At 69.3% G+C, this 26,342-nt stretch carries 25 protein-coding genes; 7 read left to right on the top strand and 18 right to left on the bottom strand.

Annotation, left to right across the window (positions count from 1 at the left end):
- Positions 1-30: 30 nt before the first annotated feature.
- Genes H9633_RS09460 through nirB form a run of 4 tightly spaced genes read right to left on the bottom strand, consistent with a single transcriptional unit; the run spans position 31 to position 4,860 of the window.
- Positions 31-1,158 (bottom strand): uroporphyrinogen-III synthase, encoded by a 1,128-nt coding sequence (locus tag H9633_RS09460; RefSeq protein ID WP_318247250.1) that lies wholly within the window; start codon positions 1,156-1,158, stop codon positions 31-33.
- Positions 1,155-1,925 carry a uroporphyrinogen-III C-methyltransferase gene (cobA, locus tag H9633_RS09455; protein ID WP_071643689.1) on the bottom strand — a complete coding sequence of 257 codons (771 nt, stop codon included), beginning with the start codon at positions 1,923-1,925 and terminating at the stop codon, positions 1,155-1,157. Before cobA ends, H9633_RS09460 begins: the two co-directional genes overlap by 4 nt.
- Positions 1,922-2,284: a nitrite reductase small subunit NirD gene (gene nirD / locus H9633_RS09450; protein ID WP_071643690.1), complete on the bottom strand. Its 363-nt coding sequence runs from the start codon at positions 2,282-2,284 to the stop codon at positions 1,922-1,924. Before nirD ends, cobA begins: the two co-directional genes overlap by 4 nt.
- Positions 2,281-4,860, bottom strand: coding sequence for a nitrite reductase large subunit NirB (gene nirB / locus H9633_RS09445; RefSeq protein WP_191713001.1), 2,580 nt, complete (start codon positions 4,858-4,860; stop codon positions 2,281-2,283). Before nirB ends, nirD begins: the two co-directional genes overlap by 4 nt.
- 290 nt (positions 4,861-5,150) lie before the next feature.
- Here nirB and H9633_RS13040 point away from each other — a divergent pair, with 290 nt between their 5' ends.
- From H9633_RS13040 to H9633_RS09430, 3 genes are all read left to right on the top strand, one after another.
- Positions 5,151-5,330 carry a hypothetical protein gene (locus H9633_RS13040; RefSeq protein ID WP_225211365.1) on the top strand — a complete coding sequence of 60 codons (180 nt, stop codon included), beginning with the start codon at positions 5,151-5,153 and terminating at the stop codon, positions 5,328-5,330.
- A 58-nt stretch (positions 5,331-5,388) separates the two neighbouring features.
- Positions 5,389-6,747, top strand: coding sequence for a DUF349 domain-containing protein (locus tag H9633_RS09435; protein WP_318247249.1), 1,359 nt, complete (start codon positions 5,389-5,391; stop codon positions 6,745-6,747).
- An 86-nt stretch (positions 6,748-6,833) separates the two neighbouring features.
- Complete coding sequence (locus H9633_RS09430) at positions 6,834-7,403, top strand: hypothetical protein (RefSeq protein WP_071640336.1); 570 nt, start codon at positions 6,834-6,836, stop codon at positions 7,401-7,403.
- Here H9633_RS09430 and H9633_RS09425 read toward each other — a convergent pair.
- From H9633_RS09425 to pdxS, 10 genes are all read right to left on the bottom strand, one after another.
- Positions 7,373-9,625, bottom strand: a complete 2,253-nt coding sequence (locus tag H9633_RS09425; protein ID WP_071640338.1) for a RelA/SpoT family protein — start codon at positions 9,623-9,625, stop codon at positions 7,373-7,375. The two genes, H9633_RS09430 and H9633_RS09425, sit on opposite strands and share 31 nt — an antisense overlap.
- 69 nt (positions 9,626-9,694) lie before the next feature.
- Positions 9,695-10,684 carry a protein translocase subunit SecF gene (secF, locus tag H9633_RS09420; RefSeq protein WP_071640340.1) on the bottom strand — a complete coding sequence of 330 codons (990 nt, stop codon included), beginning with the start codon at positions 10,682-10,684 and terminating at the stop codon, positions 9,695-9,697.
- Complete coding sequence (gene secD, locus H9633_RS09415; RefSeq protein WP_071640342.1) at positions 10,684-12,423, bottom strand: protein translocase subunit SecD; 1,740 nt, start codon at positions 12,421-12,423, stop codon at positions 10,684-10,686. Before secD ends, secF begins: the two co-directional genes overlap by 1 nt.
- Before the next feature lie 37 nt (positions 12,424-12,460).
- Positions 12,461-12,874: a preprotein translocase subunit YajC gene (locus H9633_RS09410; protein WP_071640344.1), complete on the bottom strand. Its 414-nt coding sequence runs from the start codon at positions 12,872-12,874 to the stop codon at positions 12,461-12,463.
- Between the two features lie 64 nt (positions 12,875-12,938).
- Positions 12,939-13,970 carry a Holliday junction branch migration DNA helicase RuvB gene (gene ruvB, locus H9633_RS09405; protein WP_191712999.1) on the bottom strand — a complete coding sequence of 344 codons (1,032 nt, stop codon included), beginning with the start codon at positions 13,968-13,970 and terminating at the stop codon, positions 12,939-12,941.
- Positions 13,963-14,571, bottom strand: a complete 609-nt coding sequence (gene ruvA, locus H9633_RS09400; RefSeq protein ID WP_191712998.1) for a Holliday junction branch migration protein RuvA — start codon at positions 14,569-14,571, stop codon at positions 13,963-13,965. The genes ruvB and ruvA overlap by 8 nt, the downstream gene beginning before the upstream one ends.
- Before the next feature lie 9 nt (positions 14,572-14,580).
- Positions 14,581-15,195: a crossover junction endodeoxyribonuclease RuvC gene (gene ruvC, locus H9633_RS09395; protein WP_071640350.1), complete on the bottom strand. Its 615-nt coding sequence runs from the start codon at positions 15,193-15,195 to the stop codon at positions 14,581-14,583.
- Between the two features lie 107 nt (positions 15,196-15,302).
- A complete protein-coding gene (locus H9633_RS09390) occupies positions 15,303-16,067 on the bottom strand; it encodes a YebC/PmpR family DNA-binding transcriptional regulator (protein ID WP_071640352.1) in 765 nt (254 codons plus the stop codon).
- Between the two features lie 76 nt (positions 16,068-16,143).
- On the bottom strand, positions 16,144-16,740 hold the full coding sequence (gene pdxT / locus H9633_RS09385) for a pyridoxal 5'-phosphate synthase glutaminase subunit PdxT (protein ID WP_191713084.1): 597 nt from the start codon (positions 16,738-16,740) through the stop codon (positions 16,144-16,146).
- On the bottom strand, positions 16,734-17,636 hold the full coding sequence (pdxS, locus tag H9633_RS09380; protein ID WP_071640355.1) for a pyridoxal 5'-phosphate synthase lyase subunit PdxS: 903 nt from the start codon (positions 17,634-17,636) through the stop codon (positions 16,734-16,736). The genes pdxT and pdxS overlap by 7 nt, the downstream gene beginning before the upstream one ends.
- A 68-nt stretch (positions 17,637-17,704) precedes the next feature.
- Between pdxS and H9633_RS09375 the strand changes: the two genes are divergently transcribed.
- On the top strand, positions 17,705-19,015 hold the full coding sequence (locus H9633_RS09375) for an aminotransferase class I/II-fold pyridoxal phosphate-dependent enzyme (protein ID WP_191712997.1): 1,311 nt from the start codon (positions 17,705-17,707) through the stop codon (positions 19,013-19,015).
- Positions 19,016-19,019: 4 nt separating this feature from the next.
- Positions 19,020-19,871 carry a pyridoxal kinase PdxY gene (pdxY, locus tag H9633_RS09370; protein WP_071640360.1) on the top strand — a complete coding sequence of 284 codons (852 nt, stop codon included), beginning with the start codon at positions 19,020-19,022 and terminating at the stop codon, positions 19,869-19,871.
- A gap of 30 nt (positions 19,872-19,901) precedes the next feature.
- On the opposite strand, the gene H9633_RS09365 is transcribed toward pdxY, so the two are convergent.
- The 3 genes from H9633_RS09365 to H9633_RS09355 form a co-directional block, all read right to left on the bottom strand.
- Positions 19,902-20,435 (bottom strand): HIT family protein, encoded by a 534-nt coding sequence (locus H9633_RS09365; protein ID WP_071640362.1) that lies wholly within the window; start codon positions 20,433-20,435, stop codon positions 19,902-19,904.
- Positions 20,432-22,369, bottom strand: a complete 1,938-nt coding sequence (gene thrS / locus H9633_RS09360) for a threonine--tRNA ligase (RefSeq protein ID WP_225211371.1) — start codon at positions 22,367-22,369, stop codon at positions 20,432-20,434. Before thrS ends, H9633_RS09365 begins: the two co-directional genes overlap by 4 nt.
- Positions 22,370-22,719: 350 nt before the next feature.
- Positions 22,720-22,887, bottom strand: a complete 168-nt coding sequence (locus H9633_RS09355) for a hypothetical protein (RefSeq protein WP_177243763.1) — start codon at positions 22,885-22,887, stop codon at positions 22,720-22,722.
- 146 nt (positions 22,888-23,033) lie between these two features.
- On the opposite strand from H9633_RS09355, the gene H9633_RS09350 reads away from it, so the two are divergent.
- The gene (locus H9633_RS09350) at positions 23,034-24,371 is read left to right on the top strand and encodes a cryptochrome/photolyase family protein (protein WP_191712995.1); all 1,338 of its coding nucleotides are present in this window, start codon (positions 23,034-23,036) and stop codon (positions 24,369-24,371) included.
- A 17-nt stretch (positions 24,372-24,388) separates the two neighbouring features.
- On the opposite strand, the gene H9633_RS09345 is transcribed toward H9633_RS09350, so the two are convergent.
- On the bottom strand, positions 24,389-24,667 hold the full coding sequence (locus H9633_RS09345; protein ID WP_191712994.1) for a hypothetical protein: 279 nt from the start codon (positions 24,665-24,667) through the stop codon (positions 24,389-24,391).
- A 314-nt stretch (positions 24,668-24,981) separates the two neighbouring features.
- Between H9633_RS09345 and H9633_RS09340 the strand changes: the two genes are divergently transcribed.
- A complete protein-coding gene (locus tag H9633_RS09340; RefSeq protein ID WP_191712993.1) occupies positions 24,982-26,166 on the top strand; it encodes a tyrosine-type recombinase/integrase in 1,185 nt (394 codons plus the stop codon).
- Positions 26,167-26,342 lie beyond the last annotated feature (176 nt).

The raw sequence follows: 26,342 nt of genomic DNA, 5'->3' as shown, positions 1-26,342 counted from the left end.
CCCGCGTGGGCCCGCGCCGTCGGCCCGTGTTCAGAGCCGCTCGTCGAGCGCCAGCCGGTACCCGCGTTTGACCACGGTCGTCACGGCGCGCCTGTCGCCGAGCGCCACGCGCAGACGCGCGACCGCCATCTCGACGGCGTGCGGACTCTGGCCTCCCCGCGGCAGCACTCGCCCCAGCTCCTCCCGCGAGAGAACGCTCCCTCGGGCATCGAACAGTGCGCCGAGCACACCCGCAGATGCCGGGGACAGTGGCACGAAGCGATCACCGATCAGCGCACCACCGCTGCGCACCTCGAGCGCGCCCGCCGCTGTGGTGGCGAAGGGCGCCCCGGCCGCGAAATGCTCCACGACGCACCGCACGAGCGAACCCAGACGTCCGCGCGCGGCGACCGCCGTCCGCAGGCCGGCATCCCGGAGCGGCGCCGCGGTGATCGGACCGACGGCGGCGAGCAGCAGCCGCCGGGATTCCGCGCGCCGGCGGATCGCGGCGAGCGACCCGGCGATCTCGGCGATGCGCAGCCATTCCGCAGCGCCCGGCGCCGACGTGAACAGCAGCGCGTCCACGGCTCCGGAGGCGGCCTGCTCAGCCGAGCGGCGCACGAGGCCCGCATCCGGCGGCGGGCCCCACCTGTACACGATGAGGGGCACGACGGTCGCGCCGTGTGCGGTGAGCAGCTCGTCCAGTCCGTCGGAGCCCGCGCCGTGATGCTGCACGGCGATCCGCTCACCTTCCACGCCGCGGGCGATGAGATGCTCCGCCACCTCGGCGGACGTCTCCGTGCTCGCCACCCAGTCGGCAAAGAACCCCGCCTGCTGAATGGCTCCGTGCGCCTTCGGTCCGCGGGCGATGAATCTCGCCTGCGACAGCGCGTGGGTCAGCTCCGGGTGCAGGTCGCGCTCGTGGACGGCATCCATCCAGCCGCGGAGCCCGACCCCGGTGGTGACCACGACGGTGTCGGGCGGCTGGGCGACGAGCTCGCGCGAGCGCTCGAGGAGCAGCTCGTCATCGGCGGCGGGCAGGATGCTGAGAGCGGGCGCACGCTGCACCGTCGCGCCGCGACGTTCGAGCGCGACGGCGAGATCGCCGGCGCGACGATCGGCGACGACGCAGATCGCGCATCCCGCCAGAGCGGAATCCGGCAGTCGGCCAGGCGTCACGCGGACACTGCTCCCACGGGCACCGGAGATGGCCGGACCGGTGCGAGCAGCCCGGCTCGCGCGACGTCGCCGATCACGATGACCGCGGGATTGCGCAGCCCCATCGTCCTGGCATCCGCCGCCGCACTGCCGAGGGTGGTGCGGATCGAGCGCTGCTGCCGCGTGTGGCCGTTCTCGATGAACGCCATCGGCGTGCCGGGTGCGATGCCGTGTCGCAGTGCCGTGTCGACGAGACGGGGAAGCGCGGTCACTCCCATCAGGATGACGGTCGTAACCTGGGGATCCGCGATGGCCGTGAGCGTGGTCGCGTCGATGCCCCGATGCCCGGTGGTGACGTGGAACGCGGCGGCCGTGCCGCGATGCGTGAGGGGGATGCCGAGCGCCTGCGGAACGGCGATCGCGCTGCTCGGCGCCGGGGTCACGTCGACCGGCACACCCGCCACGAGACACGCCTGCATCTCCTCCGCTCCCCTGCCGAAGACGAAGGGATCGCCTCCCTTCAGACGCACCACCCGGCGGCCGGCCGCCGCGTGCATCACGAGAAGCCTGTTGATCTCCTCCTGAGGAACCGGGTGATGACCGGGCTGCTTGCCGACGTCGATCACCAGCACGCGAGGGTCGAGTCCCTGCACGATCTCGGCTGCCGGGCCGAGCCGGTCGAACACGATCACGTCGGCTTCGGCGATGAGACGCGCCGCGCGCACCGTCATCAGATCGGCCGGACCGGGGCCGCCGCCGACGAGGTCCACTCTGCCGAGCATCGTCATCGCAGCTCCCCGAGGTGGATGAGCACGTCGCCGTCGTGCATGACCACGGGCCATACCCGCAGCGTCGCGGGCGGCCGTCCCTGGGTGGCGACGCACAGACCGGTGCGCAGGTCGAACACCTGCTTGTGCATCGGCGAAGCGACGGTGGGGGCGCCGTCGCGGGTGCCCACTATGCCGCGAGACATCACCTGCGCCCCGCTGTACGGGTCGAGGTTCGCGACCGCGTGCACCGTGCCGTCGGCGAGCAGGAAGAGCGCGATCTGCGTCTTGCCGAAGAGGGCGGCGCGCCCTCTCTCGACCTCGAGATCGGTCAGCGCGCATGCGCGGACGAGCGTGTCGAGACTGTGGGCGATGGTCATCTGCGCACCTCCAGGGTGGTTCCGGCGATCAGGATGCCGCCCGCCGTGCGCTCCGCCTCGGTGGCGGGGCGCACCTGCCCGCGCACAGGGACGTAGGCGAGCGAGGGGTCGGGGGTGTCGGCGGCGTTGACGAAGGAGCTGAAGCGTCGCAGCTTCTCGGGGTCGCGCAGGGTGGCGGCCCACTCGTCCTCATAGCGATCCACGTGACGCGCCATCGCCGCGTCCAGGTCGGTACAGATGCCGAGCGCGTCGTCGAAGACGACGCTGCGGAGCCCGTCGAGACCGTCTTCGAGGTCTTCGCACCACGCTGCGGTGCGCTGCAGCCGGTCGGCCGTGCGGATGTAGTACATGAAGAACCGGTCGATGGCCTGGATGAGCCCGTCGTCGTCGAGGCCGGACGCGAGCAGCTGCGCGTGGCGAGGGGAGAAGCCGCCGTTCCCGCCGACGTACATGTTCCAGCCCTGCTCGGTGGCGATCACGCCGACATCCTTGCTGCGGGCCTCCGCGCATTCTCGCGCGCATCCCGAGACGCCCAGCTTCAGCTTGTGCGGTGCGCGGAGCCCCCGATAGCGCAGCTCGAGACGCACGGCCATGCCGACCGAGTCGAGCACTCCGTAACGGCACCAGGTCGACCCGACACAGGACTTGACGGTGCGCAGCGCCTTGCCGTAGGCCTGACCGGATTCGAATCCGGCGTCGACGAGCCGCCCCCAGATCTCGGGAAGCTGCTCCAGGCGTGCGCCGAACATGTCGATGCGCTGGCCACCCGTGATCTTCGTGTACAGCCCGTACTCGTCGGCGATCCGGCCGATCGCGATGAGGCCGGCAGGGGTGACCTCGCCGCCCGGCATCCTGGGCACGACCGAGTACGTGCCGTCCTTCTGCATGTTCGCCATGACGTGGTCGTTCGTGTCCTGCAGGGTCGCGTTCTCACCCTCGAGCACGTGATCGCCGACGAGCACCGCCAGGATCCCCGCGAGTGCGGGCTTGCAGATGTCGCACCCGCGGCCGTGTCCGAAGCGCGCAATGACGGTGCTGAACGTCGTCAGCCCGGAGACGCGGACCGCGTCGAACAGCTGCCGTCGGGACATGTCGAAGTGCTCGCACAGCGCGGTCGATGCGGTGCGGCCGGTCTTGGCCAGCTCGGCTCCGACGATCTTCGAGACCATGAAGACACACGAACCGCACGTCGCACCTGCACGAGTGCAGGCCTTCACCGCCGCAGCGTCGGCGCAGCCCTCCTCGTGGACCGCGGTGCGGATGCGCCCTGCCGTGACGTCGGCGCACGAGCACACGACTGCGGCGTCGGGCAGTTCGCGCGTCGGCGTCCCGGCTCGCTCCTCCGGCATCAGATACGCGGCGGGGTCGCCACCCAGCGCGGCTCCGACGAGCGGGCGAAGTTCGCCGTAGGCGCTGGCATCGCCCACGAGGATGCCACCGAGCAGCGTCTGCGCATCATCCGAGAGCACGAGCTTCTTGTACACCCCGGCGACCGGATCGGCGTAGACCACGTCCAGAGCGTTCGGCGTGGTCGCCATCGCGTCACCGAAGCTGGCGACGTCGACCCCGGAGAGCTTGAGCTTCGTCGCGTCGTCGTATCCGGGGAAGCCCGCGGGCCGGCCGAGCAGGCCGCTCGCGGCGACCTCGGCCATCGCGTAACCAGGGGCGACGAGCCCGACGCAGCGCCCGTCGAAGCTCGCGACCTCCCCGATGGCGAGGATGCGCGGGTCGGAGGTGCGGCACGCGTCGTCAATCAGCACGCCGCCGTTCGCGTGGACCGCGATTCCCGCGGCACGTGCGAGCTCGTCACGGGGACGCACGCCGACGGTGAAGACGACGACATCGGCGGGAAGATGTCCGCCTTGCTCGAAGTCGACCCGGCGCACCCAGCCGGAATCGTCCGATGCGATCCTCGTCGTGCGGCTGCGCGTGCGCACCTCGACGCCGCGAGCCTCGATCAGGCGCTGCAGCATGCGACCGCCCGCGTCGTCGAGCTGAGCGGACATCAGGCGGTCGGCGGACTGGATGACCGTGCACTCCACGCCCATGCCCTGCAGGGCGCCGGCGGCCTCGAGGCCGAGCAGGCCGCCGCCGACCACTGCGCCTCGAAGCGGACGCCCGAGCACCGCGAACCGCTCCTGCACGTGCGTGCGCAGGGCCGTGACGTCGTCCAGTGTGCGGTACACGAAGCAGCCGGGCAGATCGTTGCCCTCGACGGGAACACGTGGTGCCGACGAGCCGGTGGCGAGCACGAGCGATTCGTACGAGTGCACCGCACCGGACACGGTGCTCACCGTTCGCGACTCACGGTCGATCCGCACCGCGGGGTCGTCGCCGAGGTAGGTGACCCGCTCATCGGCGAGGACCGCGCTGTCGAGCGCGAGGTCCTCCGCAGTCGCCCCGGAGAAGAACGACGTCAGACCCACCCGGTCGTACGGCGGATGCCCTTCTTCGCCGATGACGGTCACCGATCGCCCCGCGTCGGCGCCGCTGAGCAGACTGTCCACGAAGCGATGTGCCACCATCCCGGCGCCGATCACGAGCACCTCTGAGGCTGTGGTGTTCTGAATTGCCATCCGGCCCCCCTTCCGTCAGACCCGAAGCTACGCAACGTGTGTTTCGCGAACCCGCGGCCCTGCGTTACGCGCAGCGAACAATTCGCTCACAAACGCATAACGAAGCATGTGAGACGGCGACGGTAGGCTCGCAAGCACGACCCCGATCAGGAGGACAGCCGATGCCAGCCCGTGGTTCTCGTGACGCCCGGCTCAGAACCGAGGCGGAGCGCACCAGACTCCACGCCGCCCGAGCGGCGTGGCACAGCAGAACGATCCGTCGGCGGCGCAGAGACACCGTCGTCGCGACCGTGGCCGGCTCGCTGATCGTCGTCGGCGCCATCGCCAGCCAGGTCGTGCACGCGCAGGTGACCGCACCCGAGCCGACCCCGGCCCCGACCTCCACCTCGACGCCGGTCGAGACCCCGTCGCCCGCCCCCTCCACGAGCCCACCGCTCAGCCCGACCCCGACGCAGTCTCCGGGTGAGTGAACTAGGCTGAGCAACGTCCTTTCCCCCTCCCGCGGAGCGACCGCGCAAGGAGAACATCGTGTCTGACAACGACGCCCCCACGCCCACCCCGCCCGTCCCCGGTCCGCCGGTGCCGGCACCGCCGCGCAAGCCGATGCCGGCGGCCGCTCCGGCTGCCTCATCAGCTCCGGTGGTCGCTCCGATCGCATCGGACGCCGCCGAGTGGGGCCGCGTGACCGAGGACGGCACCGTCGAGGTGCGCGAGGGCGAGAACTGGCGTGCGGTCGGTCAGTACCCCGACGGCACGGCTGAGGAGGCGCTCGCGTACTTCGCACGCAAGTACGACGATCTCGCGGTCAAGCTCGGCACGCTCGAAACCCGCGCGCAGAACGGCGGTGCCTCGGCATCCGACCTGACCAAGCAGGCCACCCACCTGCGGGGCGAGGCGACGGACGCGGCCGCGGTCGGTGACCTGGTCTCGCTGCGGGAGCGCATCGAGACGCTGCTCGCGTCGCTCGCCGAGGCCACGGCGAAGGAGTCCGCTGCCGCGAAGGAAGCGCTCGACGCCGCCATCGCCGAGCGCACGCAGATCGTCGAGAAGGCCGAGGCGGTCGCCGCCCGCGACCTGTCGAAGGTGCAGTGGAAGCAGGTCACCACCGAGATGACCGAGCTGTTCGACTCGTGGCAGGCGCATCAGCAGAATGCGCCGCGTCTGCCCAAGGGCGTCGCACAGCAGCTCTGGAAGCGCTTCCGCGATGCACGCTCCACGGTCGACAAGGCTCGCCGGGCGTTCTTCTCTGAGCTCGATGACGCCCACCGCACCGCGCGTGACGCGAAGGCCCGTCTTGTCGAGCGCGCCGAGGCGCTGGCCCCCCGCGGTGTCGACGGCATCCCCGCCTATCGTGATCTGCTCGACGCGTGGAAGGCATCGGGCCGCGCCGGCCGCAAGGCCGACGACGCCCTGTGGGCCCGATTCAAGGCCGCGGGCGACGCACTGTACTCGGCACGCGCCGAGCAGGCCGCCGCGGAAGAAGCCGATTCGGCTCCGCGGATCGAGGCCCGTGAGGCGCTGCTCGAAGAGGCGAAGGCCGTCGCCGACGAGCCGAACCTCAAGCGCGCTCGCGCCCTGCTCACGCGAATCCAGCGTGAGTGGGATGAAGTCGGCCGCATCTTCCCGCGCGAGAAGGAGCGCGTGCTCGACGACCGCATGCGCTCGATCGAGCAGGCACTCAAGTCGCGTGAGGACGTCGACTGGAAGAAGAACAACCCCGAGACGAAGGCTCGCGCGAACGACATGAGCTCGCAGCTGCTCGACGCCATCGAGAAGCTCGAGGCCGAACTCGCCGCCGCGGAGAAGGCCGGAGACAAGCGCGCCGTCAAGGAGGCCACCGAGGCGCTGGCCGCACGTCGCGCCTGGTTGAGCGCGCTCGGCGGCTGACCCGAGCTGCTGCACGGCATCCGTCGTTATCCACAGTATGAGCCGCGGCACCCTCCAGCAGGGCGTCGCGGCTCATACTGTTCAGCGTGCATCCCGCTCTGTTCTACCGTCCGGGTGGCCGGCTGAGCCTTCCCGAGCTGAGTGCCGCGCGCCTCGACGGTGACGTCGTCGAAGTCGGCGAGGGGTACATCCCCGCAGACGCGATCGAGGGGGCGGGTGCGCGCGCCCTGAGCCTGTCACCCCTCGTCCCGCCGGGCACCGCCGTGAGCGGAATCAGCGCCGCGTGGGTGCACGGTGCCGGCGACGCTCCCCCGGGTGTGCATCACGTGTCGCGGATCAGCGCGAGCCGTCAGCGCATCGCGCCGTCGATCCGCGTCGTGCATCACGAGAGACGACTGTGTGCCGACGATGTCAGATCGATCTCGGGTGTCTGGGTGCAGACGCCGGAGGCGACCGCGGAGTCGCTGCTGCTCAGCTCCGCGCGCAGCGCGGAGGACGAGCTCTGGCTGCACTCCCTGATCCGCATCACCCCGGGGCTCGCCGAGGCGGTTCGCGATCGGGTCATCCCGCTGGGCAGACGGCCGGGCGCCAACCACGCCAGGCGGATCCTGGAGAGGTGGGCGAGTCAGGAGGTCGTGACGCGGTACACGTCGTAGACCGCGTCGATGCGGCGCACGGCGTTGAGCACCCGGTCGAGATGCACGGAGTCGCCCATCTCGAAGACGAACCTGCTGAGGGCGAGACGCTCGTCCGTGGTCGAGACGGTGGCCGAGAGGATGTTGACGTGGTGCTCGCTGAGCACGCGCGTGACGTCGGAGAGCAGGCCCGATCGGTCGAGCGCCTCGACCTGGATCTGCACCCGGAACACGCTCTTGGTCGTCGGCGCCCACTCCACCTCGATGAAGCGCTCCGGGTCGGAGCCGAGGGCCTTGACGTTCACGCAGTCCTGACGGTGCACCGAGACGCCGCTGCCGCGCGTGACGAAACCGACGATCGGGTCGCCGGGCACCGGGGTGCAGCACCGGGCGAGTTTGACCAGGATGTCGGATGCGCCGCGCACGAGCACACCGGAGTCGCTCGTGCGCGCCTCGCGCGCGGGAGCCCGGCCGGGCAGCTCGATCGCGCCCGTGCTGGTGTCCTCATCGGCGGCCACGAGAGCGGTGACCTTCTCGAGCACCGACTGGGTCGAGACGTGACCTTCGCCGACCGCGGCGTACAGGCCCGAGACGTCCTCGTAGCGCAGCTGACGGGCGACCTCGGCGAACGACTCCTGGTTCATGAGCCGCTGCAGGGGCAGGTTCTGCTTGCGCATCGCGCGGGCGATGGCTTCCTTGCCCTGCTCGATCGCCTCTTCGCGACGCTCCTTGGTGAACCACCCACGGATCTTGTTGCGCGCCCTGGTGCTCTTGACGAAGCTCAGCCAGTCCTGGCTGGGGCCCGCGTCGGGGTTCTTCGAGGTGAACACCTCGACGACGTCGCCGCTCTTCAGCTCGGTCTCCAGCGGGACCAGCCGACCGTTGACCTTGGCGCCCATGGTGCGGTGCCCGATCTCGGTGTGCACGGCGTACGCGAAGTCCACCGTCGTCGCTCCGGTGGGAAGGCCGATGACGCGCCCCTTCGGGGTGAAGACGTAGACCTCCTTCGCACCGATCTCGAAGCGCAGCGAGTCGAGGAACTCGCTGGGGTCCGCCGTCTCGGCCTGCCAGTCGGAGATGTGCGCGAGCCAGGCCATGTCGGCGTCTGTCGCCCGGGCATCGACCTTCCCGCCGTTCATCCGCTCCTTGTACATCCAGTGCGCGGCGACACCGAACTCCGCTTGCTGGTGCATCTCGTGCGTGCGGATCTGGATCTCGACCGTGCGTCCCGACGGGCCGATGACCGTCGTGTGCAGCGACTGGTACAGGTTGAACTTCGGGGTGGCGATGTAGTCCTTGAACCGGCCCGGCAACGGCGTCCACCTGGCGTGGATTGCACCGAGCACGGCGTAGCAGTCGCGCACCGAGCCCACCAGCACTCGGATGCCAATGAGGTCGTAGATGTCGTCGAACTCGCGTCCGCGCACGACCATCTTCTGGTACACCGAGTACAGCTGCTTGGGTCGGCCGACCACCTTGCCGCGGATGCGCAGCTCGCGAAGATCCTCGTTGATCGACTCGACCACGCTCTGCAGGTACTTCTCTCGCTGCGGGGTGCGCTGCGCGATGAGGCTGTTGATCTCGGCGTAGATCTTCGGATGCAGCACGGCGAACGACAGATCCTCGAGCTCGGACTTGATCGTCTGGATGCCGAGGCGGTGCGCCAGCGGCGCATAGATCTCGAGCGTCTCCTTTGCCTTGCGCGCCGACTTCTCCGGCGGTACGAAGCCCCAGGTGCGGGCGTTGTGCAGGCGGTCGGCGAGCTTGATCAGCAGCACGCGGATGTCCTTCGACATCGCCACGATCATCTTGCGCACCGTCTCGGCCTGCGCGCTCTCGCCGTACTTGACCTTGTCGAGCTTCGTGACGCCGTCGACGAGCATGGCCACCTCGTCGCCGAACTCGGCCGTCAGCTCGGTGAGCGCGTAGCCGGTGTCCTCGACGGTGTCGTGCAGCAGAGCCGCGGCGATGGCGCGAGGCCCCAGCCCGAGCTCCGCGAGGATCTGCGCCACCGCGAGAGGATGGGTGATGTAGGGCTCGCCGCTCTGCCGGAACTGTCCTTCGTGCTTCTCCCTGGCGACCCGGTAGGCGCGCTCGATGATGGGCAGGTCACCGCGCGGGTGGTTCGCCCGCACGGTGCGGATCAGGTTGTCGAGGTCGTTGACCCTGGGTGCGCGCGAGAAGATGCGAGGCACCAGCCGGCGCAGGCTCGACACCTGCGTTGACGCCTGCGAATCCGCCATCATCTGCTCCCGTTCCCGATCAGATCATCCTACGCGCGGCCGAGGCGCTCCCCGACCGCGCGGAGGCGATCACACCGTCGCGACAGCGCGCTCGCGCGCTTCGTGCACCTTGGCGTCGTGTGCGACGATGTCCGGCTCCTTCTCGCGGAACAGCGAGTAGAGGGGCGCCGCGACGAACAGCGTCGAGTAGGTGGCGACGATGATGCCGACGAAGATCGACAGCGAGATGTCGGTGAGGGTCTCGGCGCCGAACCACAGTGAGCCGATGAACAGGATCGCGCCGACCGGCAGGGCGGCGACGATCGACGTGTTGATCGAGCGGATCAGCGTCTGGTTGACCGCCAGGTTCACGGACTCGCCGAACGTGCGCGACGTCTGATTGACGTCCTCCGTCGTGTTCTCGCGGATCTTGTCGAACACGACCGTGGTGTCGTACAGCGAGTACGCGAGGATCGTGAGGAACCCGATCACCGCCGCGGGCGAGATCTCGAACCCGGCGAGGGCGTACACGCCCACCGTGATGAGCAGCACGTCGAGCAGGCCGATGATCGCGGCCGCGGACATCTTCCAGGTGCGGAAGTAGATCGCCAGGATGAGGAAGGTCAGCGCGAGGAAGATCGCCAGGCCCCACAGCGACTGACGGGTGACGTTCTCGCCCCACGCCGGGCCGATGAACGAATCCGTGATCTCGTCGGCCTTCACGTCGTACGCGTCAGCGAGCGCAGCCTTGACGTCCTGCGTCTCGCCGGGTGTCATCTGGTCGGTCTGCACACGCACGTCACGGCTGTTGACCGTGACGACCTTGGCCGCAGCATCCGGCACGACCGAGCGCACCGCGTCGGTGGCCAGGCCCTGATCGGTCGACGACGGAGCGAGCACGACGAACTGGGATCCGCCCGTGAACTCGATCGAGAACTGCACGGGACGCACGAGCGGCACCAGGGCCGAGCCGACGACCAGCAGGATCGCGATGATGAACCACAGACGCCGCCTGCCGACGAACGGGAAGGAGGTCTTGCCCGAGTAGAGGTTGTTGCCGAACTCATTCATGGAGAACATCAGGCGTCGGAGTCCTTTCCGGCATCCTTGGATCCTGCGAGAGCCTCAGCGCGCTTGCGCTCGGCGATGGTCTGCCGCTTCTCGGCCTCGCCGCGCGCGCCCTTGTTGCGGGCGGCCCGCCCGGACGAACCGGTGCGGACGTCGCGGAACTGCGCGCGACCGCGGTAGACCGCACCGAGCGCATCGGGGTCGAGACCGGACAGCTTGTGTCCGCCACCGAAGAACCGTGTGCGAGCGAGCAGCTGCATGACGGGGTGGGTGAAGATCACGAAGATGAACACGTCGATGAGCGTGGTCAGGCCCAGCGTGAACGCGAAGCCCTTCACCGTGGCGTCGGCCAGCACGTACAGCACGACGGCGGCGAGCACGTTGATCGACTTCGAGATGTAGATGGTGCGCTTCGCTCGTCCCCAGCCGTCTTCGACGGCGGCGACGATCGACTTGCCGTCACGCAGCTCGTCTCGGATCCGCTCGAAGTACACGATGAACGAGTCGGCTGTGAATCCGATCGAGACGATCAGACCGGCGACGCCCGCGAGCGAGAGGCGGAAGCCCATCCGCCAGGCGAGGATCGCGATGACGATGTAGGTCAGCACACCCATCACGCCGATGGATGCCATGATCACCCACCCGAGTGCGCGATAGGTGATCAGCGAGTACAGGGCCACCAGCCCGAGACCGATGAGGCCGGTGATCAGGCCGATCTCGAGCTGCTGCGAGCCGAGCGTGGCCGAGATGGTGTCGGAGCTCTCGACGGTGAAGCTGAGCGGCAGCGCGCCGTAGCGCAGCTGGTCGGCGAGAGCCTTCGCGCTCTCCTGCGTGAAGTTGCCCGAGATGCTCGGCTTGCCGTTGAGGATGACCGCCTGCATGGTCGGCGCGGAGAGCACCTTGCCATCGAGCACGAACGCGAACTGGTCGCGCGGCGACTGCTGCGCGAGACGGTTGGCGTTCAGCCGCTGGCTGACCTCGCCGAAGATCTCGGTGCCCTTGGCGTCGAAGACGAGGTTGACCGTCCAGCGGCCGCTCTGCTGCTCGCGCCCGGCGGTGGCGTCGTCGATCACGGTGCCGTCGAGCTCCACCGGCCCGAGAAGGTACTTGGCGCTGCCGTTCTCCTCACAGGCGATCAGCGGCTCGTCCTCGGGCGCGTTCGTCGAATCGCGCTCCGCGGAGCAGTCGTAGGCCTGCAGCTCGGCGATGCGCCGCTCGGTCGCCCAGTTGGGGTCCGATCCGTCGGTGGGCTCGGCGGTCGGCGTCGCGTTCATGGCGTCGTCGGGGGTCGGGAATGCCGTCTCCTGACCGTCCTCGCCGACGAACGAGGTCGCCGGGTCGGTCGCCAGGATCACCGGGCGCAGCTCGAGCTTCGCGCTGGCCTGGATGCGATCCCGCGTCGCCTGATCGGCGGCGCCGGGGATCTGGACGACGATGTTGCGGCCGCCCTCCGTGGTGATGTCGGCCTCGGCCACACCGGAGGCGTCCACACGCTGGCGGATGATCGCGGCGGCCTGGTTCAGCTGGTCCTCGGTGGGCGCGGCGCCGTCGGGCGACTCCGCACCCAGGATGATCTGGGTTCCGCCCTGCAGGTCGAGTGCGAGCTCAGGAGCCCAGGAGCTGGCCGGCTCCCCGGCGTCGGTCTTGAAGACGTAGACGCCGAGCGCATTGATGCCGAACAGCACGGCCGTGACGATGAGCAGGCCGAGGAGGACTCGCCAGGCATGGCGAGTCGGGGATGATGATGCCACGGAGTTCCGCTTTCGAGTGAGTGCCGGTGCGGGCGCGTCAGTTCTCGTCGTTGCGCTCGAGGCGCGCCTTGGTCTCTTCCGGCGTCTCGACCTTGATCGACTCGATGCCGTCAGCCCGGTCGTGGGCGAGGGCGTCGTCGACGTCCGTCGCCGGTGCGTCGACGACCGCGTCGTCTTCCGCGGTCTCCTCCACGAGGCGGAGGATGGCCTGGCTGTGCACCTCGATGACTACGCCGGGTGCGATCTCGATCTGCGCGGGCTTGTCGAGGTCGATCGGGTCGTAGGAGACGACCGTGCCGTACAGGCCGCCCTGCAGCAGGACCTTGACGCCGGGGACGGTCTTGGTGGCCTTCTCCTCCTGCTGCTCCTTCATCTGCTTCTGGCGCTTGCGGGTGTTCAGGAACATGAACACGAGCATCACGCCGAGAAGACCGAAGAGGATGAGTTCCATGGGAGAGGACCTTTCAGAGAGCGCACGCCGATGAGCGCACAAGAGTTCGGGGAGGCTTCAGCGATTATAGGTCATCGAACAATGCCACACCGTCGGGGTGCACGATGCCGAGATGCCGGTACGCCTCGGGCATGGCGATCCGCCCGCGCGGCGTGCGGCCGAGGAAGCCGATGCGCACGAGGTACGGCTCGACGACGCTCTCGACCGTCTCGGCCTCCTCGCCGACCGCTACGGCGAGGGTGCTGAGTCCGACCGGGCCGCCGCGGAACCGCCGCACGAGTGCGTCCAACACGGCACGGTCGAGCCGGTCGAGTCCGATCGCGTCCACGTCGTACAGCTCGAGTGCGGCCTTCACGTCGGCGATGGACGCCGCCGCCCCTCCGCCGTGCACGAGGGCGTAGTCGCGCACCCGGCGCAGCAGCCGGTTGGCGATGCGGGGGGTGCCGCGGGAGCGTCGCGCGATCTCGCTGAGCGAGTCGTCCGGCAGCCGCACGCCGAGCACGTTCGCCGACCGTGCGATGACACGCTCGAGGTCGTCGTCGTCATAGAACTCGAGGTGTCCGGTGAAGCCGAAGCGGTCGCGCAGCGGGTTGGGCAGCAGCCCCGAGCGGGTCGTCGCGCCGACCAGGGTGAAGGGTGCGAGTTCGAGCGGGATGCTCGTGGCGCCCGCGCCCTTGCCGACCATGATGTCGATGCGGAAGTCCTCCATCGCGAGGTACAGCATCTCCTCCGCGGAGCGCGCCATCCGGTGGATCTCGTCGATGAACAGCACCTCCCCCGGCGTGAGGCTCGACAGCAGGGCGGCGAGGTCTCCGGCGTGCTGGATGGCGGGCCCGCTGGACAGACGCAGCGGACGGCCGCTCTCATGTGCGACGATCATCGCGAGGGTGGTCTTGCCGAGCCCAGGCGGGCCCGCGAGCAGGATGTGGTCGGCCGGTCGCTCCTGCATGTGCGCGGCCTGCAGCAGCAGCTGCAGCTGACCGCGCACCTTCGGCTGCCCGACGAACTCGTCGAGGCTGCTGGGACGCAGGGCGCCCTCGATCGCGAGCTCCGTCTCGTCGAGCGCCTCACCCGCCTCCCGCGAGGTGTCAGCCACGCTTGACCCCCGGTCCCATGGCGGCGAGCGTGCGGCGCAGCAGCGCCGGAACCGACTCGCGCTCGGCGTCGGTGGCGTCCTCCGCCGACTGCGCCGCGGCTTCGGCGGCGACCTTCTCCGACCAGCCGAGTCCCACCAGCGCCGCGGCGACCTGATCGACGGTCGCGGTGGCGGGGGCTCCGGCAGGGGCGGATGCCACGCGCGGCTGCACCTTGCCGGCCAGCTGCACCACGATGAGCTTCGCGGTCTTCGGTCCGATCCCGGAGACGCGCCGGAACGGAGCGTCGTCCTCCGCGGTGACCGCCTCCGCGATCTGGTCGACGGTGAGGTGCGAGAGCACGCCGAGGGCGGACTTCGGTCCGACGCCGGTGACGCTGAGAAGCTGACCGAAGATCTCGAGCTCGTCGCGGTCGCTGAAGCCGAACAGGGTGAGCGCGTCCTCGCGCACGATCAGGCTGGTGTGCAGCTGCAGCTCGTCGCCGACCACCGCCGTGTGCGCCACATCCGCGGGGACGAAGACCGAGAACCCGACCCCACCGGTCTCGATGACGACGTGGGTCGAGTCGGCGTGCAGCACCATGCCGCGCAGAGACGAGATCATGCGGCCAGCCTATCGAGCAGGTCGTACATCCGTTCGACCGACACGGGCGCGAGGGGATCGCGAGGGCGCACGCGCCCCACGTTCGGCGTCCGCCCACGCCTGCTGCGCCGGGGTGAGGCTCCCGCCCAGGGCCGCCGCGGCCGCGCCGCCACGCCACGCGTGGCAGAGGGCGATCGCGAGCGCGTCGGCGGCGTCCGCGGGCTGCGGTGGGGCATCCAGCCGGAGGATCCGCGCGATCATCGACTGCACCTGACGTTTGTCGGCCGAGCCGTACCCGGTGACGGCGGCCTTCACCTCGCTGGGAGTGTGGGTCGCGGCCGGCAGCCCCGCCTCCGCGGCGATGAGCAGGGCGACGCCGGATGCCTGGGCCGTGGCCATCACGGTCTGCACGTTGTGCTGGGCGAAGACCCGCTCCACGGCGACCGCTCCGGGCCGGTGCTCGTCGATCGCGGCGCGGATGCCGGCGGCGACCGCAGCCAGCCGTGTCGACAGGTCGGCGTCGACGGGGGTGCGCACGACACCCACGTGGACGAGAGAGGCCCGGCGCGATCGGTCGACGTCGACGATCCCGATGCCGCACCGGGTGAGGCCGGGATCGATGCCGAGGACGCGCAGAGAGCTCACACCCCCAGGCTAGGAGCACGCGGGAGGCCCCGGACGCAGGCGCGCCCGGGGCCTCCCGGTGTCGTGGCTGCTCGGCTCCCCGCGGGGGCGCCGAGCCGGTCGCAGGACTACTCCTCGTCGTCGCTCTCGAGCTCGGCCTGCACCTCGGCGGTGAGATCGAAGTTCGCGAACACGTTCTGCACGTCGTCACTGTCTTCGAGCGCGTCGATGAGGCGGAACACCTTGCGCGCCGTGTCCGCGTCGATCTCGACCTTCAGGTTCGGCACGAACTCGATGTCGGCCGAGTCGTAGTCGATGCCCGCCTCCTGCAGGCCCGTGCGCACGGCGACGAGATCGGTCGCCTCGGCGATCACCTGGAAGCCCTCCGCGTGCGGCTCGACCTCTTCAGCCCCGGCCTCGAGGGCCGCCATCATCACGTCGTCCTCGGTGGTGCCCTCTCCGCCGACGACGATGACGCCCTTGCGAGTGAAGTTGTAGGCGACCGACCCGGGATCGGCGAGGCTTCCGCCATTGCGCGTGAGCGCGGTGCGCACCTCAGCCGCAGCGCGGTTCTTGTTGTCGGTCAGACACTCGATCATGAGGGCGACGCCGTTCGGACCGTAGCCCTCGTACATGATCGAGGTGTACTCGACGGCCTCGCCGCCGATGCCCGCACCGCGCTTCACCGCGCGGTCGATGTTGTCTTTCGGGACCGACATCTTCTTGGCCTTGAGCACCGCGTCGAAGAGCGTCGGGTTGCCGGCCTGATCGGGTCCGCCGAGCTTCGCGGCGACCTCGATGTTCTTGATGAGCTTCGCCCACGACTTGGCACGGCGCGAGTCGATGATCGCCTTCTTATGCTTGGTCGTGGCCCACTTGGAATGCCCGGACATATGTCTCCGCTCGTCGTCTGCGCCCGGAGTCGCCTCCAGGGCGTCGTCCATTCTATCGAATGACGCGGGATGCCCCTCAGGTACGCGCCGCGACCCGCGCCAGGAACCGCCGGTGGAATCGCGTCTCGCCGGAGATCTCCGGGTGGAAGCTGATGCCGAGCAGGTTCCCCTGCTCGACGGCGACGACGGTGCCGTCGTCCAGCGACGCGAGGACCGTGGCATCCGGACCCACCGTCTCGACCACCGGACCGCGGATGAACGCGGCATGCACCGGCTCGCCGCCGAACGCCGGCACCACGACCGGCCCCTCGAACGAGTCGACCTGACGACCGAAGGCGTTGCGCCGCACCGTCACGTCGAGGCCGCCGAAGGTCTGCTGCCCGTCGATCGCGTCCACGAGCCGGTCGGCGAGCATGATCAGTCCCGCGCAGGTGCCGAACATGGGCATGCCCTCGCGGATGGCGGCACGGATCGGCTCTGCGAGCCCGAACATCCTGGTGAGCTTGTCGATGACGCTCGACTCGCCGCCGGGGATCACCAGCCCTCCGACGGACGCGAACTCCTCGGGGCGGCGCACGCGCACCACCTCGGCCCCCAGGCGCTCGAGCAGGGTGACGTGCTCGCGCACGTCACCCTGCAGCGCGAGCACCCCGACGCGGGCCGTCGTCACCAGCCGCGCTCGGCGAGACGGTGCGGAGCGGGCAGGTCCGAGACGTTGATGCCGACCATCGCCTCGCCCAGGCCGCGCGACGCCTCGGCGATCACCTTCGGGTCGTCGTAGAAGGCGGTCGCCTTGACGATCGCCTTCGCGCGGGCGACCGGATCCCCGGACTTGAAGATGCCAGACCCGACGAAGACGCCGTCGGCACCGAGCTGCATCATCATCGCGGCGTCAGCGGGAGTGGCGACACCGCCGGCAACGAAGAGCACGACGGGCAGCTGACCGGTCTCGGCGATCTCGGCGACCAGATCGTACGGAGCCTGCAGCTCCTTCGCGGCGACGTACAGCTCGTCCTTCGACAGGGCGCCGAGCGCGGCGATCTCGCCGCGGATCTTGCGGATGTGCTTCATCGCCTCGGAGACGTCGCCGGTGCCGGCCTCGCCCTTCGAGCGGATCATCGCCGCGCCCTCGGTGATGCGACGCAGCGCCTCGCCGAGGTGCGTGGCACCGCAGACGAACGGCACGGTGAACGGCCACTTGTCGATGTGGTTGACGTAGTCGGCCGGCGAGAGCACCTCGGACTCGTCGATGTAGTCGACCCCGAGCTCCTGCAGCACCTGCGCCTCGACGAAGTGCCCGATGCGGGCTTTCGCCATCACCGGAATCGAGACGGCATCGATGATGCTGTCGATCATGTCGGGGTCGCTCATCCGCGATACGCCGCCCTGCGCACGGATGTCGGCGGGCACGCGCTCAAGCGCCATCACGGCGACGGCCCCGGCGTCCTCGGCGATCTTCGCCTGCTCGGCCGTGACGACGTCCATGATGACGCCGCCCTTGAGCATCTCGGCGAGACCGCGCTTCACACGCTGGGATCCGGTGGTCGGGTTCTGGTCGGTGGCTGCCATGATCACTCCTCGTTGTGACAATCCGCACTTTGGCCTATGCCAAACGATAGCACCATAGAATCAGGACGATGGACGCCACGATCACCGGGACCTCCGCTGCCGAGATAGCCGACAGCGTGCGCGGGCTGCGCGAGCGCGGAGCGCTGCGACCGGGCGATGCGCTGCCGTCGGTGCGCGAGCTCGCTGCGACGCTGGGAGTGAACCGCAACACCGCGGTCGCGGCCTATCGGCAGCTCGCGCAGGCGGGGCTCGTGGTCTCGCGAGGACGCGCGGGCACGGTCATCTCCGGCGGCGCGCCCGTCGCGCAGGAGGGCGTCGCCGACACGGTGCTGCGCGACGTGGCATCCGGCAACCCCGACCCCGCACTCATCCCCGACCCGACGCCCGCGCTGGGGCGCATCGTCGGCCGCCCGGTGCTGTACGGCGAACCGGTGATCGATGCCGGTCTGGAGCAGTGGACGCGGGAGTGGATGCTGGCCGACCTCCCCCGCGACGACCTGCACGTCGTCGTCACCAGCGGCGCCGTCGACGCGGTCGAGCGCCTGCTCGCGCAGGCGCTCACGCGCGACGATGCGGTCGCGCTGGAGGATCCGTGCTTCCTCTCCAGCATCCACACGGTGCGCCTCGGCGGCTACCGGGCGGTTCCCGTCGCGGTCGACGAGGAGGGCATGACCGTCGACGGGCTGCGCGCCGCGCTCGACGCGGGCGTCCGTGCCGTGATCAGCACACCCAGGGCGCAGAACCCGACGGGGGTGAGCCTGTCCCCCGCACGCGCCGCGGCGCTGCGGGCGGTGCTCGCTGATCACCCGTACGTGCTCATCATCGAAGACGACCACTTCTCCCTGCTCTCCCGGCATCCGTACGCGTCGCTGATCGGACCGGCGCATCGGCGCTACGCGCTGATCCGATCCGTGTCGAAGTTCCTCGGGCCGGACATGTGCCTCGCCCTGGCGGGAACCGATCCCACCACCGCCGAGCGGCTGGCGATGCGTCTCAGCCCCGGTACGACGTGGGTGAGTCACCTGCTGCAGCGACTCGCGCACGCGCAGCTCACCGACGCCGACGTGCGAGCGCGCATCGCCCGCGCCGCCGAGCACTACGCCGCCCGGAACGCCGCGTTCACCGACGCGCTCGCCGCGCGCGGCATCCGCACCGTCTCGACCGACGGGTTGAGCCTGTGGGTTCAGCTGGACACCACCGCCCGCGCGGCCGCCGAGCGGCTGATGCGTCGCGGGTGGCTCGCTCGCCCCGGCGACGAGTTCCTGCTCGACGAGACCGCCGGTCCGTCGCGCCACCTTCGGCTCACCGTGCACGACCTGACCGATGCCGAGACAGCCCGCCTCGTCGACGATCTGGCCGCGGCCGCAGTGAGAGGATGACAGGATGAAGATCCTCTCGATCCAGTCGGCCGTCGCGCACGGCCACGTCGGAAACTCGGCCGCCGTCTTCCCGCTGCAGCGCATCGGCGTCGATGTGCTGCCGGTGTACACGGTGAACTTCTCGAACCACACCGGCTACGGGGCGTGGCGAGGGCCGATGATCGATCCGACCGACGTGCGCGAGGTCATCACCGGCATCGAGGAGCGCGGCGTGTTCGGCCAGATCGACGCGGTGCTCAGCGGCTATCAGGGTGGCGAGGGCATCGCCGACGTCATCATCGATGCGGTCGCTCGCGTGAAGGCCGCCAACCCGGATGCCGTGTACGCCTGCGACCCCGTGATGGGCAACGCGAAGTCCGGCTGCTTCGTCGCCCCGGCGATCCCCGTGCTGCTGCGCGACAGGGTCGTGCCCGTCGCCGACATCATCACCCCGAATCAGTTCGAGCTGGGCTTCCTCACCGGCACCGAGCCGTCGGACCTCGACTCCACGCTCGCCTCGGTGGACGCCGCGATGGCGATGGGTCCGTCGACCGTGCTGGTGACCTCGGTCGAGCGCCCCGACCGCGAGGAGGGCACGATCGAGATGCTCGCCGCCGACGGCAAGGGCGCCTGGCTGGTGTCCACCCCGCACCTGCCGATGAAGGCGAACGGGTCGGGCGATGTGACGGCCGCGCTGTTCACCGCGCACTACACGTCGACGGGTGACGCGAGACTCGCCCTCGAGCGCACCGTGTCGAGCGTGTTCGATCTGCTGCAGAACACTCTCGACTCGGGCGACCGCGAACTGCGTCTCGTCGAGTCGCAGGAGGCCTACGCGAACCCCCGGATGCAGTTCACCGCGCGTCAGGTGCGCTGACGCCGGCGCGGACGCAGCACGCCACCGCGCTCAGCGCGGCCAGGCGTTCGCGACGGCCTCGCGGATATCGTCGAGCAGCTGCGGCAGCGCCTTGGTCTTCGCGATGATCGGGAAGAAGTTGGCGTCGGTCGCCCAGCGCGGCACGATGTGCTGGTGCAGGTGCGCGGCCACGCCGGCACCGGCGACCTCCCCCTGGTTCATGCCCAGGTTGAAGCCGTCGCAGCGCGAGACCTCGCGCAGCACCCGCATCCCGGTCTGTGTGAGCGCGCCGATCTCCGCGACCTCTTCCGGTGTCGCCTGATCGTACGTGCCGATGTGGCGATACGGGCACACGAGCAGGTGACCCGAGTTGTACGGGAACAGGTTGAGCACGACGAAGGCGGTCTCGCCGCGGGCCACGATCAGCCGCTCCTCGTCCGGATGCTTCGGCGCCTCGCAGAACGGGCACTCGTCGCGCAGCGGCTGCGGCCCCGCCTGGATGTACGCCATCCGGTGCGGGGTCCACAGCCGCTGGAACTCGTCTGGCACTCCGACCAGGCGGCTGCCGTCCTCGAGTTCGCTCAAGCCAGATCCTCCGAGGTCATGACGCGGGCGTGGGCCGCGATCGCCGAACGGATGCGCGACACCGCATCCGCGATGGGCACCCCGTTCTCCTGCGACCCGTCGCGGAAGCGGAACGAGACCGTGCCCGCGGCACGATCCTGCTCGCCCGCGATGAGGATCACCGGCACCTTCGCGGTGGTGTGGTTGCGGATCTTCTTCTGCATCCGATCGTCGGAGTGATCGACGTCGGCGCGCACCCCGGCGTCCCGCAGCTGTGCGATCACGCCGTCGAGGTACTCGGCGTACTGATCGGCGACGGGCACGCCCATCACCTGCACGGGCGCCAGCCACAGCGGGAAGTCGCCGGCGTAGTGCTCGAGCAGGATCGCGAAGAAGCGCTCGACCGATCCCAGCAGCGCGCGGTGGATCATCACCGGCCGGTGCTTCTGCCCATCGGGGCCCGTGTATTCCAGCTCGAAGCGCTCGGGCTGGTTGAAATCGAGCTGGATCGTCGACATCTGCCAGGTGCGCCCGATCGCGTCACGGGCCTGCACCGAGATCTTCGGGCCGTAGAACGCCGCTCCCCCGGGGTCGGCGACGAGCTCAAGCCCCGACTCGAGCGCGACCTCGCGCAGCGTGTCGATCGCCGTCGTCCACTGCTCGGGATCGCCGAGGAACTTGTCGTTGCCCTCTTCGTTGGTCGACAGCTCGAGGTAGAAGTCGTTCAGCCCGTAGTCGCGCAGCAGGGTCAGCACGAGGTTCAGATTCGTCGCGAGCTCCTCGCGCACCTGATCCTGGGTGACGTAGATGTGCGCATCATCCTGGGTGAGCCCGCGCACGCGCGTGAGGCCCGAAAGGGTCCCGCTCTTCTCGTAGCGGTACACCGTGCCGAACTCGGCCATCCGCAGCGGAAGCTCGCGGTAGCTGCGCCCACGCGATCGGAAGATCAGGTTGTGGAACGGGCAGTTCATCGGCTTCAGGTAGTAGTCCTGGCCCTGCCGGGTGACGTTGCCCTCCTCGTCGCGCGCCTCATCGAGGTGCATCGGGGGGAACATGCCGTCCGCGTAGGTCTGCAGATGACCCGAGGTCATGAACAGATCCTTCTTGGTGATGTGCGGGCTGTTCACCACCTCGTAGCCGTTGCGCAGCAGGTGGCGCCGCAGGTTCTCCTCGATCTCATAGCGGATGATGCCGCCCTTGGGGTGGAACACCGCGAGACCCGAGCCGATCTCGTCGGGGAACGAGAACAGGTCCATCACGACACCGAGCTTGCGGTGGTCGCGACGCTCGGCCTCGGCCAGACGCTCCTGATAGGCGCGCAGCTCGTCCTTCGTCGGCCACGCCGTGCCGTAGATGCGCTGCAGCTGCGGGTTCTTCTCGCTGCCGCGCCAGTAGGCGGCGGCGACACGGGTGAGATCCCACCCGTTGCCCACCATGCGCGTGCTGGGCACGTGCGGACCGCGGCAGAGATCCTTCCAGGCGACCTCGCCGTCCTTGGTCACGTTGTCGTAGATCGTCAGCTCACCGGCGCCGATCTCCGCGGACGCCCCCTCGGCCGCGTCCGCGCCCGAGCCGGGGCCGCCGGCGAGGTCGATCAGCTCGAGCTTGAACGGCTCGCCCGCCATCTCCGCGCGGGCCTCGTCTTCGCTGACCACCCGGCGGGTGAAGCGCTGACCCTCGCGGATGATGCGCTGCATCTCCTTCGAGATCGCCTTGAGATCCTCCGGGGTGAACGGCTCCTCGACGCCGAAGTCGTAGTAGAAGCCGTCGGTGATGGGCGGGCCGATGCCCAGGTTCGACTGAGGGCGGATCCGCTGCACGGCCTGGGCCAGCACGTGCGCCGTGGAGTGACGCAGGATTGCGAGCCCGTCGGGGCTGTCGATGGTGACCGGCTCGACGACGTCATCGTCGGCGACGGTCGCCGCGAGATCCTTCAGCTCGCCGTTCACGCGCATGGCGACGACGGAACGATCGGTGAACAGGGCGAAGCCGTCGCGCTTGTCTGCACGGGGCTGGGCGATGTCTGACACGTGATTCTCCAGGTAGACGATGGAAGAGGACGACTCAGCTGCAGGCGCGAGTCGCGCCCTGCCCGCTCAGGCCTGCGTAGTTCGCGCGACGACACCGGTGACAGAGGTCACGAGAGCGGTCGACGCGGATTCCATGTCGTGAAGTCTACGCCGCCGGATCCCGGCATCCCGCATCCGCCGTGGCATGCAGAAGGCCCCGGTGCGAGAGCATCTGCTCCGCGACCGGGGCCGGGCGCCGACCGCCTACCCGTTGACGATCGACGCGGGGTCGGAGGTCACACGCTCGTGTTACGACCCGAGACCGCCCTGATGAGCCACGCGATGACCGCGAGCGCAAGAAGGACCAGTCCGACCCACAGCAGGAAGTTCAGGGACTGCACCAGCCCGCCCGTGATCGCCAGGATGATCGCGATCACCGCGATGATGATGAGAAGAGGATTCATGATCGCTCCTTTCGGTTCTGGAGCTCAGTCGAGCTCCGATACCCCGACGGTACGGGGTCGCGTTGCCGTGACCGTAGGGGGTTGACGGCGCGAGTCGAAGCGTGCGACGCGCACCATCCGGCCGCATCGTCTGGAATGCTGAGCGCATGACGTCCCCCTCGATCGTGTGGTTTCGCGACGACCTCCGCCTCGCGGACAACCCCGCGCTTCGGGCAGCGGTCGAGCGCGGTGAGCCGGTGATCGCCGTGTACGTCCTCGACGAGGAGTCGCCCGAGTTCCGCAGCCTCGGCGGCGCCGCCCGCTGGTGGCTGCATCACTCGCTCGTGTCGCTGCGGGATCGGGTCATCGAGCGCGGCGGGGCGTTCGTGCTGCGCCGCGGCGCCGCGGCCTCGGCGATCGCCGAGCTGGTCGCGCAGACCGGCGCGGGTGCGGTGTTCTGGAACCGCCGATACGGCGGTCCGCAGCGCGACGTCGACACGCAGATCAAGACGAGCCTGCGCGAGGGAGGCGTCGAGGTGCGCTCGTTCGCGGCATCCCTTCTGTTCGAGCCGTGGACCGTGCGCACCGGAGGCGGCACGCACTTCTCGGTGTTCACGCCGTTCTGGCGCGCGTGCCTGGCCCTTCCGGCGCCGCGCGCTCCCCTGCCGGAGCCGCGCGAACTGCGCGGTCCGACTCGCGTGCCGGCGTCCGACGAGCTCGACAGATGGTCGCTGCTGCCGAGCCGGCCGGACTGGGCGGCGGGCTTGCGCGAGACGTGGGAGCCGGGCGAGCCCGCCGCGCGTGCACGGCTGCGCTCGTTCCTCCGCGAGGATCTGCGGGGCTACGACACCACCCGCGACGAGCCGGCGGCGGGAAACACGTCGCTGCTGTCGCCGCGCCTGCGGTGGGGTGAGCTGAGCCCGTTCACCGTGTGGCACGCGGCGACCGAGCATGAGGGCGCCGGACGCTTCCTCTCCGAGATCGGCTGGCGGGAGTTCGCCTGGCACACGCTGTTCCACTTCCCGCAGCTCGCGACCCGCAACCTGCGCCCCGAGTTCGACGCGTTCCCGTGGCCGCGCCTCCAGCCGACGCACCTGGCAGCCTGGCAGCGCGGCGAGACGGGCATCCCCCTGGTGGATGCCGGGATGCGCGAGCTCTGGCACACCGGCTTCATGCACAACCGCGTCCGGATGGTGACGGCGTCGTTCCTGATCAAGAACCTGCTCGTCGACTGGCGTCGGGGCGAGGAATGGTTCTGGGACACGCTGGTCGACGCCGACGACGCCGCCAACTCGTTCAACTGGCAGTGGGTCGCCGGTTCCGGCGCGGACGCCGCTCCGTACTTCCGGGTCTTCAACCCCGAGCTGCAGGCGAAGAAGTTCGATCGCGACGGCCACTACATCCGCGAGTGGGCCCGCGATGCGCCGACCGAGCCCATCGTCGATCTCGGCGAGACGCGCAAGGCGGCGCTCGCCGCGTACGAGCAGATGCGGCGGGCGCGCTGATCGGCGTGGATCGACGGCTACAGGAGGTCGGCCGGGAGGTAGTCCAATCCGCTGGGCTGCTCGATGTCGAGCGCCTCAAGACGCGGCGGCAGCACAGCGATCCGGACCCGGCTGTGCGGCGAGAGCAGAACCGACACCTCCGCCCCCTCGGCGGTGCGGAAGTCCACGAACCGGCTCTGAGCCGCGGCCTCTTCGATGCGCGTCTTCAGATCGCCGATGTCCTGGTCGCGTTCCAGCGGGATGCTGTCGTCGTCATCGATCAGAATGATCGCCTGCTGCATCTGCCCTGTGGTCATGCCAGCGAACGTAATCACGTTGTGCGACATGGAAGAGGGGGTTGCGCTCGGCGGATCGAGCGGCAACACGCGCGACCCGCCGACGCCCCGGGAACGAGAAAACCCCCGGACTCGTCCGGGGGTCTCTGTCTGTGCGCGATACTGGGATCGAACCAGTATTTGTGTCACTGTCATGATCCGCATAATGTAGCGACTTTCGCCCGGTATTGCGCGGATGTGGGCGGGTCATGTTAAGGTCACTGGAAGACGCAACGGGACATCTCAGCCCATGGCTCAGCCCACGTTTCAGCCCATGACTCAGCGAGGAACATCGAATGGCACGCAAGAAGGCACCGCGCCGGTGGGGTCAAATCGAGTACCTGCCCTCGGGTCTGTACCGCGCCCGGTACACCGGACCCGACAAGAGGCGGTATGACGCCGGCGAATTGTTCCCGGAGAAGATCACCGCTGAGGCGTGGCTGGAAGCGCAGCGGCTCGCGATCCGTGACGGCCGATGGACTGCAGAGAGTGCTGAGGCGCAGCGTGAGCATCGCAGCGTCACCCTGGGCGAGTACGCGACCCGATGGATGGACGTGCGCAGGAATCGACGCGGAGAGCCGCTGAGGGCACGCACGCGCGCCGAGTACGAGCGCATGTTGCGTCTACCCAACCCGAGCAAGCCCGGCGACAAGGGCGGGCCTCTCGCGCCTTTGGCGGTACTCCCCCTCCGTTCCCTCACCGCCGACAAAGTGACCCGGTGGTATCAGGAGCAGATTGCGACCGGAAGCCAAACGCAGACCGCACGGGCGTATGGGCTGCTCGCGTCGATCACCAAAACCGCCGTGCAGCAGAAGGCGCTGGCAGAACCGGTGTGCCAGATACGCGGTGGCGGGAACGCGACGACGGGTAAGCGCGTCGAGCCGCCGACACCTGCTGAGCTGCAGCGGATCGTCGACGAGATCACCCCATCCTTCCGCGCGGCGGTCGTCATCGCCGCATGGGCGGGCACTCGCTATGGGGAACTCACTGAGCTTCGCCGTAAGGATCTCGTCATCGTGCGCGGGCCGGATCGAGCCGTGCAGTCGATCGTGGTCAACGTCACTCGGGCGGTGACCAACACCACGGGCATCGGGTTTCAGGTCGGGAAGACGAAATCAGAAGCGGGAGTCCGGTCCATCGCGCTCCCCCCACACACGTTCCCGGTGGTGCTCGATCACCTTCGTGACTTCACTGCGGACTTCCCCGAGTCACTGTTGTTCCCCTCCTCCGATGGCGTGAAGCATCTGGCGCAGACGGCGTTCTATCGCCACTGGGATAGGGCTAGAACGGCCGCGGGGCGCGAGGATATGCCGTTCCATGCGTTGCGGCATTACGGGGCAACGCGGGCCGCTCTGGCGGGTGCCACGTTGAAGGAGTTGCAGACGCGACTCGGGCACTCGACCGTGGCGGCTGCGATGCGGTACCAGCACACTGCGGGCCGCGATGAAGAGCTTGCGAGACGGATGTCCGAGCTCGCGTAGAGACTTACCGGCAACGCGCCGGCAAGAGAAGAGCCCTCGCCGTGGTGCAACACGACGAGGGCTAGAACACAACACCTAGGAGATGAAATGTCCACTGAACAGACTACCGAGATGACCGCCGAAGAGTGGATCGCAACCCGGCCGGAAGTGACCGCGTTCGCGCCCTCGTGGGTGAA

Origin of the sequence: Microbacterium commune, from assembly GCF_014836945.1 — a bacterium.
In the GTDB taxonomy this organism is placed as follows: Bacteria; Actinomycetota; Actinomycetes; order Actinomycetales; family Microbacteriaceae; genus Microbacterium; species Microbacterium commune.
This window is presented reverse-complemented; position numbering and strand designations above follow the sequence as displayed.

Excerpts from the sequence above, each read along its gene's own strand:
- cobA (WP_071643689.1), bottom strand. The coding sequence starts at position 1,925 with ATGACGATGCTCGGCAGAGTGGACCTCGTCGGCGGCGGCCCCGGTCCG.
- nirD (WP_071643690.1), bottom strand. The coding sequence starts at position 2,284 with ATGACCATCGCCCACAGTCTCGACACGCTCGTCCGCGCATGCGCGCTG.
- nirB (WP_191713001.1), bottom strand. The coding sequence starts at position 4,860 with ATGGCAATTCAGAACACCACAGCCTCAGAGGTGCTCGTGATCGGCGCC.
- H9633_RS09425 (WP_071640338.1), bottom strand. The coding sequence starts at position 9,625 with ATGGCGGATTCGCAGGCGTCAACGCAGGTGTCGAGCCTGCGCCGGCTG.
- secF (WP_071640340.1), bottom strand. The coding sequence starts at position 10,684 with ATGTTCTCCATGAATGAGTTCGGCAACAACCTCTACTCGGGCAAGACC.
- H9633_RS09410 (WP_071640344.1), bottom strand. The coding sequence starts at position 12,874 with ATGGAACTCATCCTCTTCGGTCTTCTCGGCGTGATGCTCGTGTTCATG.
- ruvA (WP_191712998.1), bottom strand. The coding sequence starts at position 14,571 with ATGATCTCGTCTCTGCGCGGCATGGTGCTGCACGCCGACTCGACCCAC.
- H9633_RS09390 (WP_071640352.1), bottom strand. The coding sequence starts at position 16,067 with ATGTCCGGGCATTCCAAGTGGGCCACGACCAAGCATAAGAAGGCGATC.
- pdxS (WP_071640355.1), bottom strand. The coding sequence starts at position 17,636 with ATGGCAGCCACCGACCAGAACCCGACCACCGGATCCCAGCGTGTGAAG.
- H9633_RS09375 (WP_191712997.1), top strand. The coding sequence starts at position 17,705 with ATGGACGCCACGATCACCGGGACCTCCGCTGCCGAGATAGCCGACAGC.
- pdxY (WP_071640360.1), top strand. The coding sequence starts at position 19,020 with ATGAAGATCCTCTCGATCCAGTCGGCCGTCGCGCACGGCCACGTCGGA.
- thrS (WP_225211371.1), bottom strand. The coding sequence starts at position 22,369 with ATGCGCGTGAACGGCGAGCTGAAGGATCTCGCGGCGACCGTCGCCGAC.
- H9633_RS09355 (WP_177243763.1), bottom strand. The coding sequence starts at position 22,887 with ATGAATCCTCTTCTCATCATCATCGCGGTGATCGCGATCATCCTGGCG.
- H9633_RS09350 (WP_191712995.1), top strand. The coding sequence starts at position 23,034 with ATGACGTCCCCCTCGATCGTGTGGTTTCGCGACGACCTCCGCCTCGCG.
- H9633_RS09345 (WP_191712994.1), bottom strand. The coding sequence starts at position 24,667 with ATGACCACAGGGCAGATGCAGCAGGCGATCATTCTGATCGATGACGAC.
- H9633_RS09340 (WP_191712993.1), top strand. The coding sequence starts at position 24,982 with ATGGCACGCAAGAAGGCACCGCGCCGGTGGGGTCAAATCGAGTACCTG.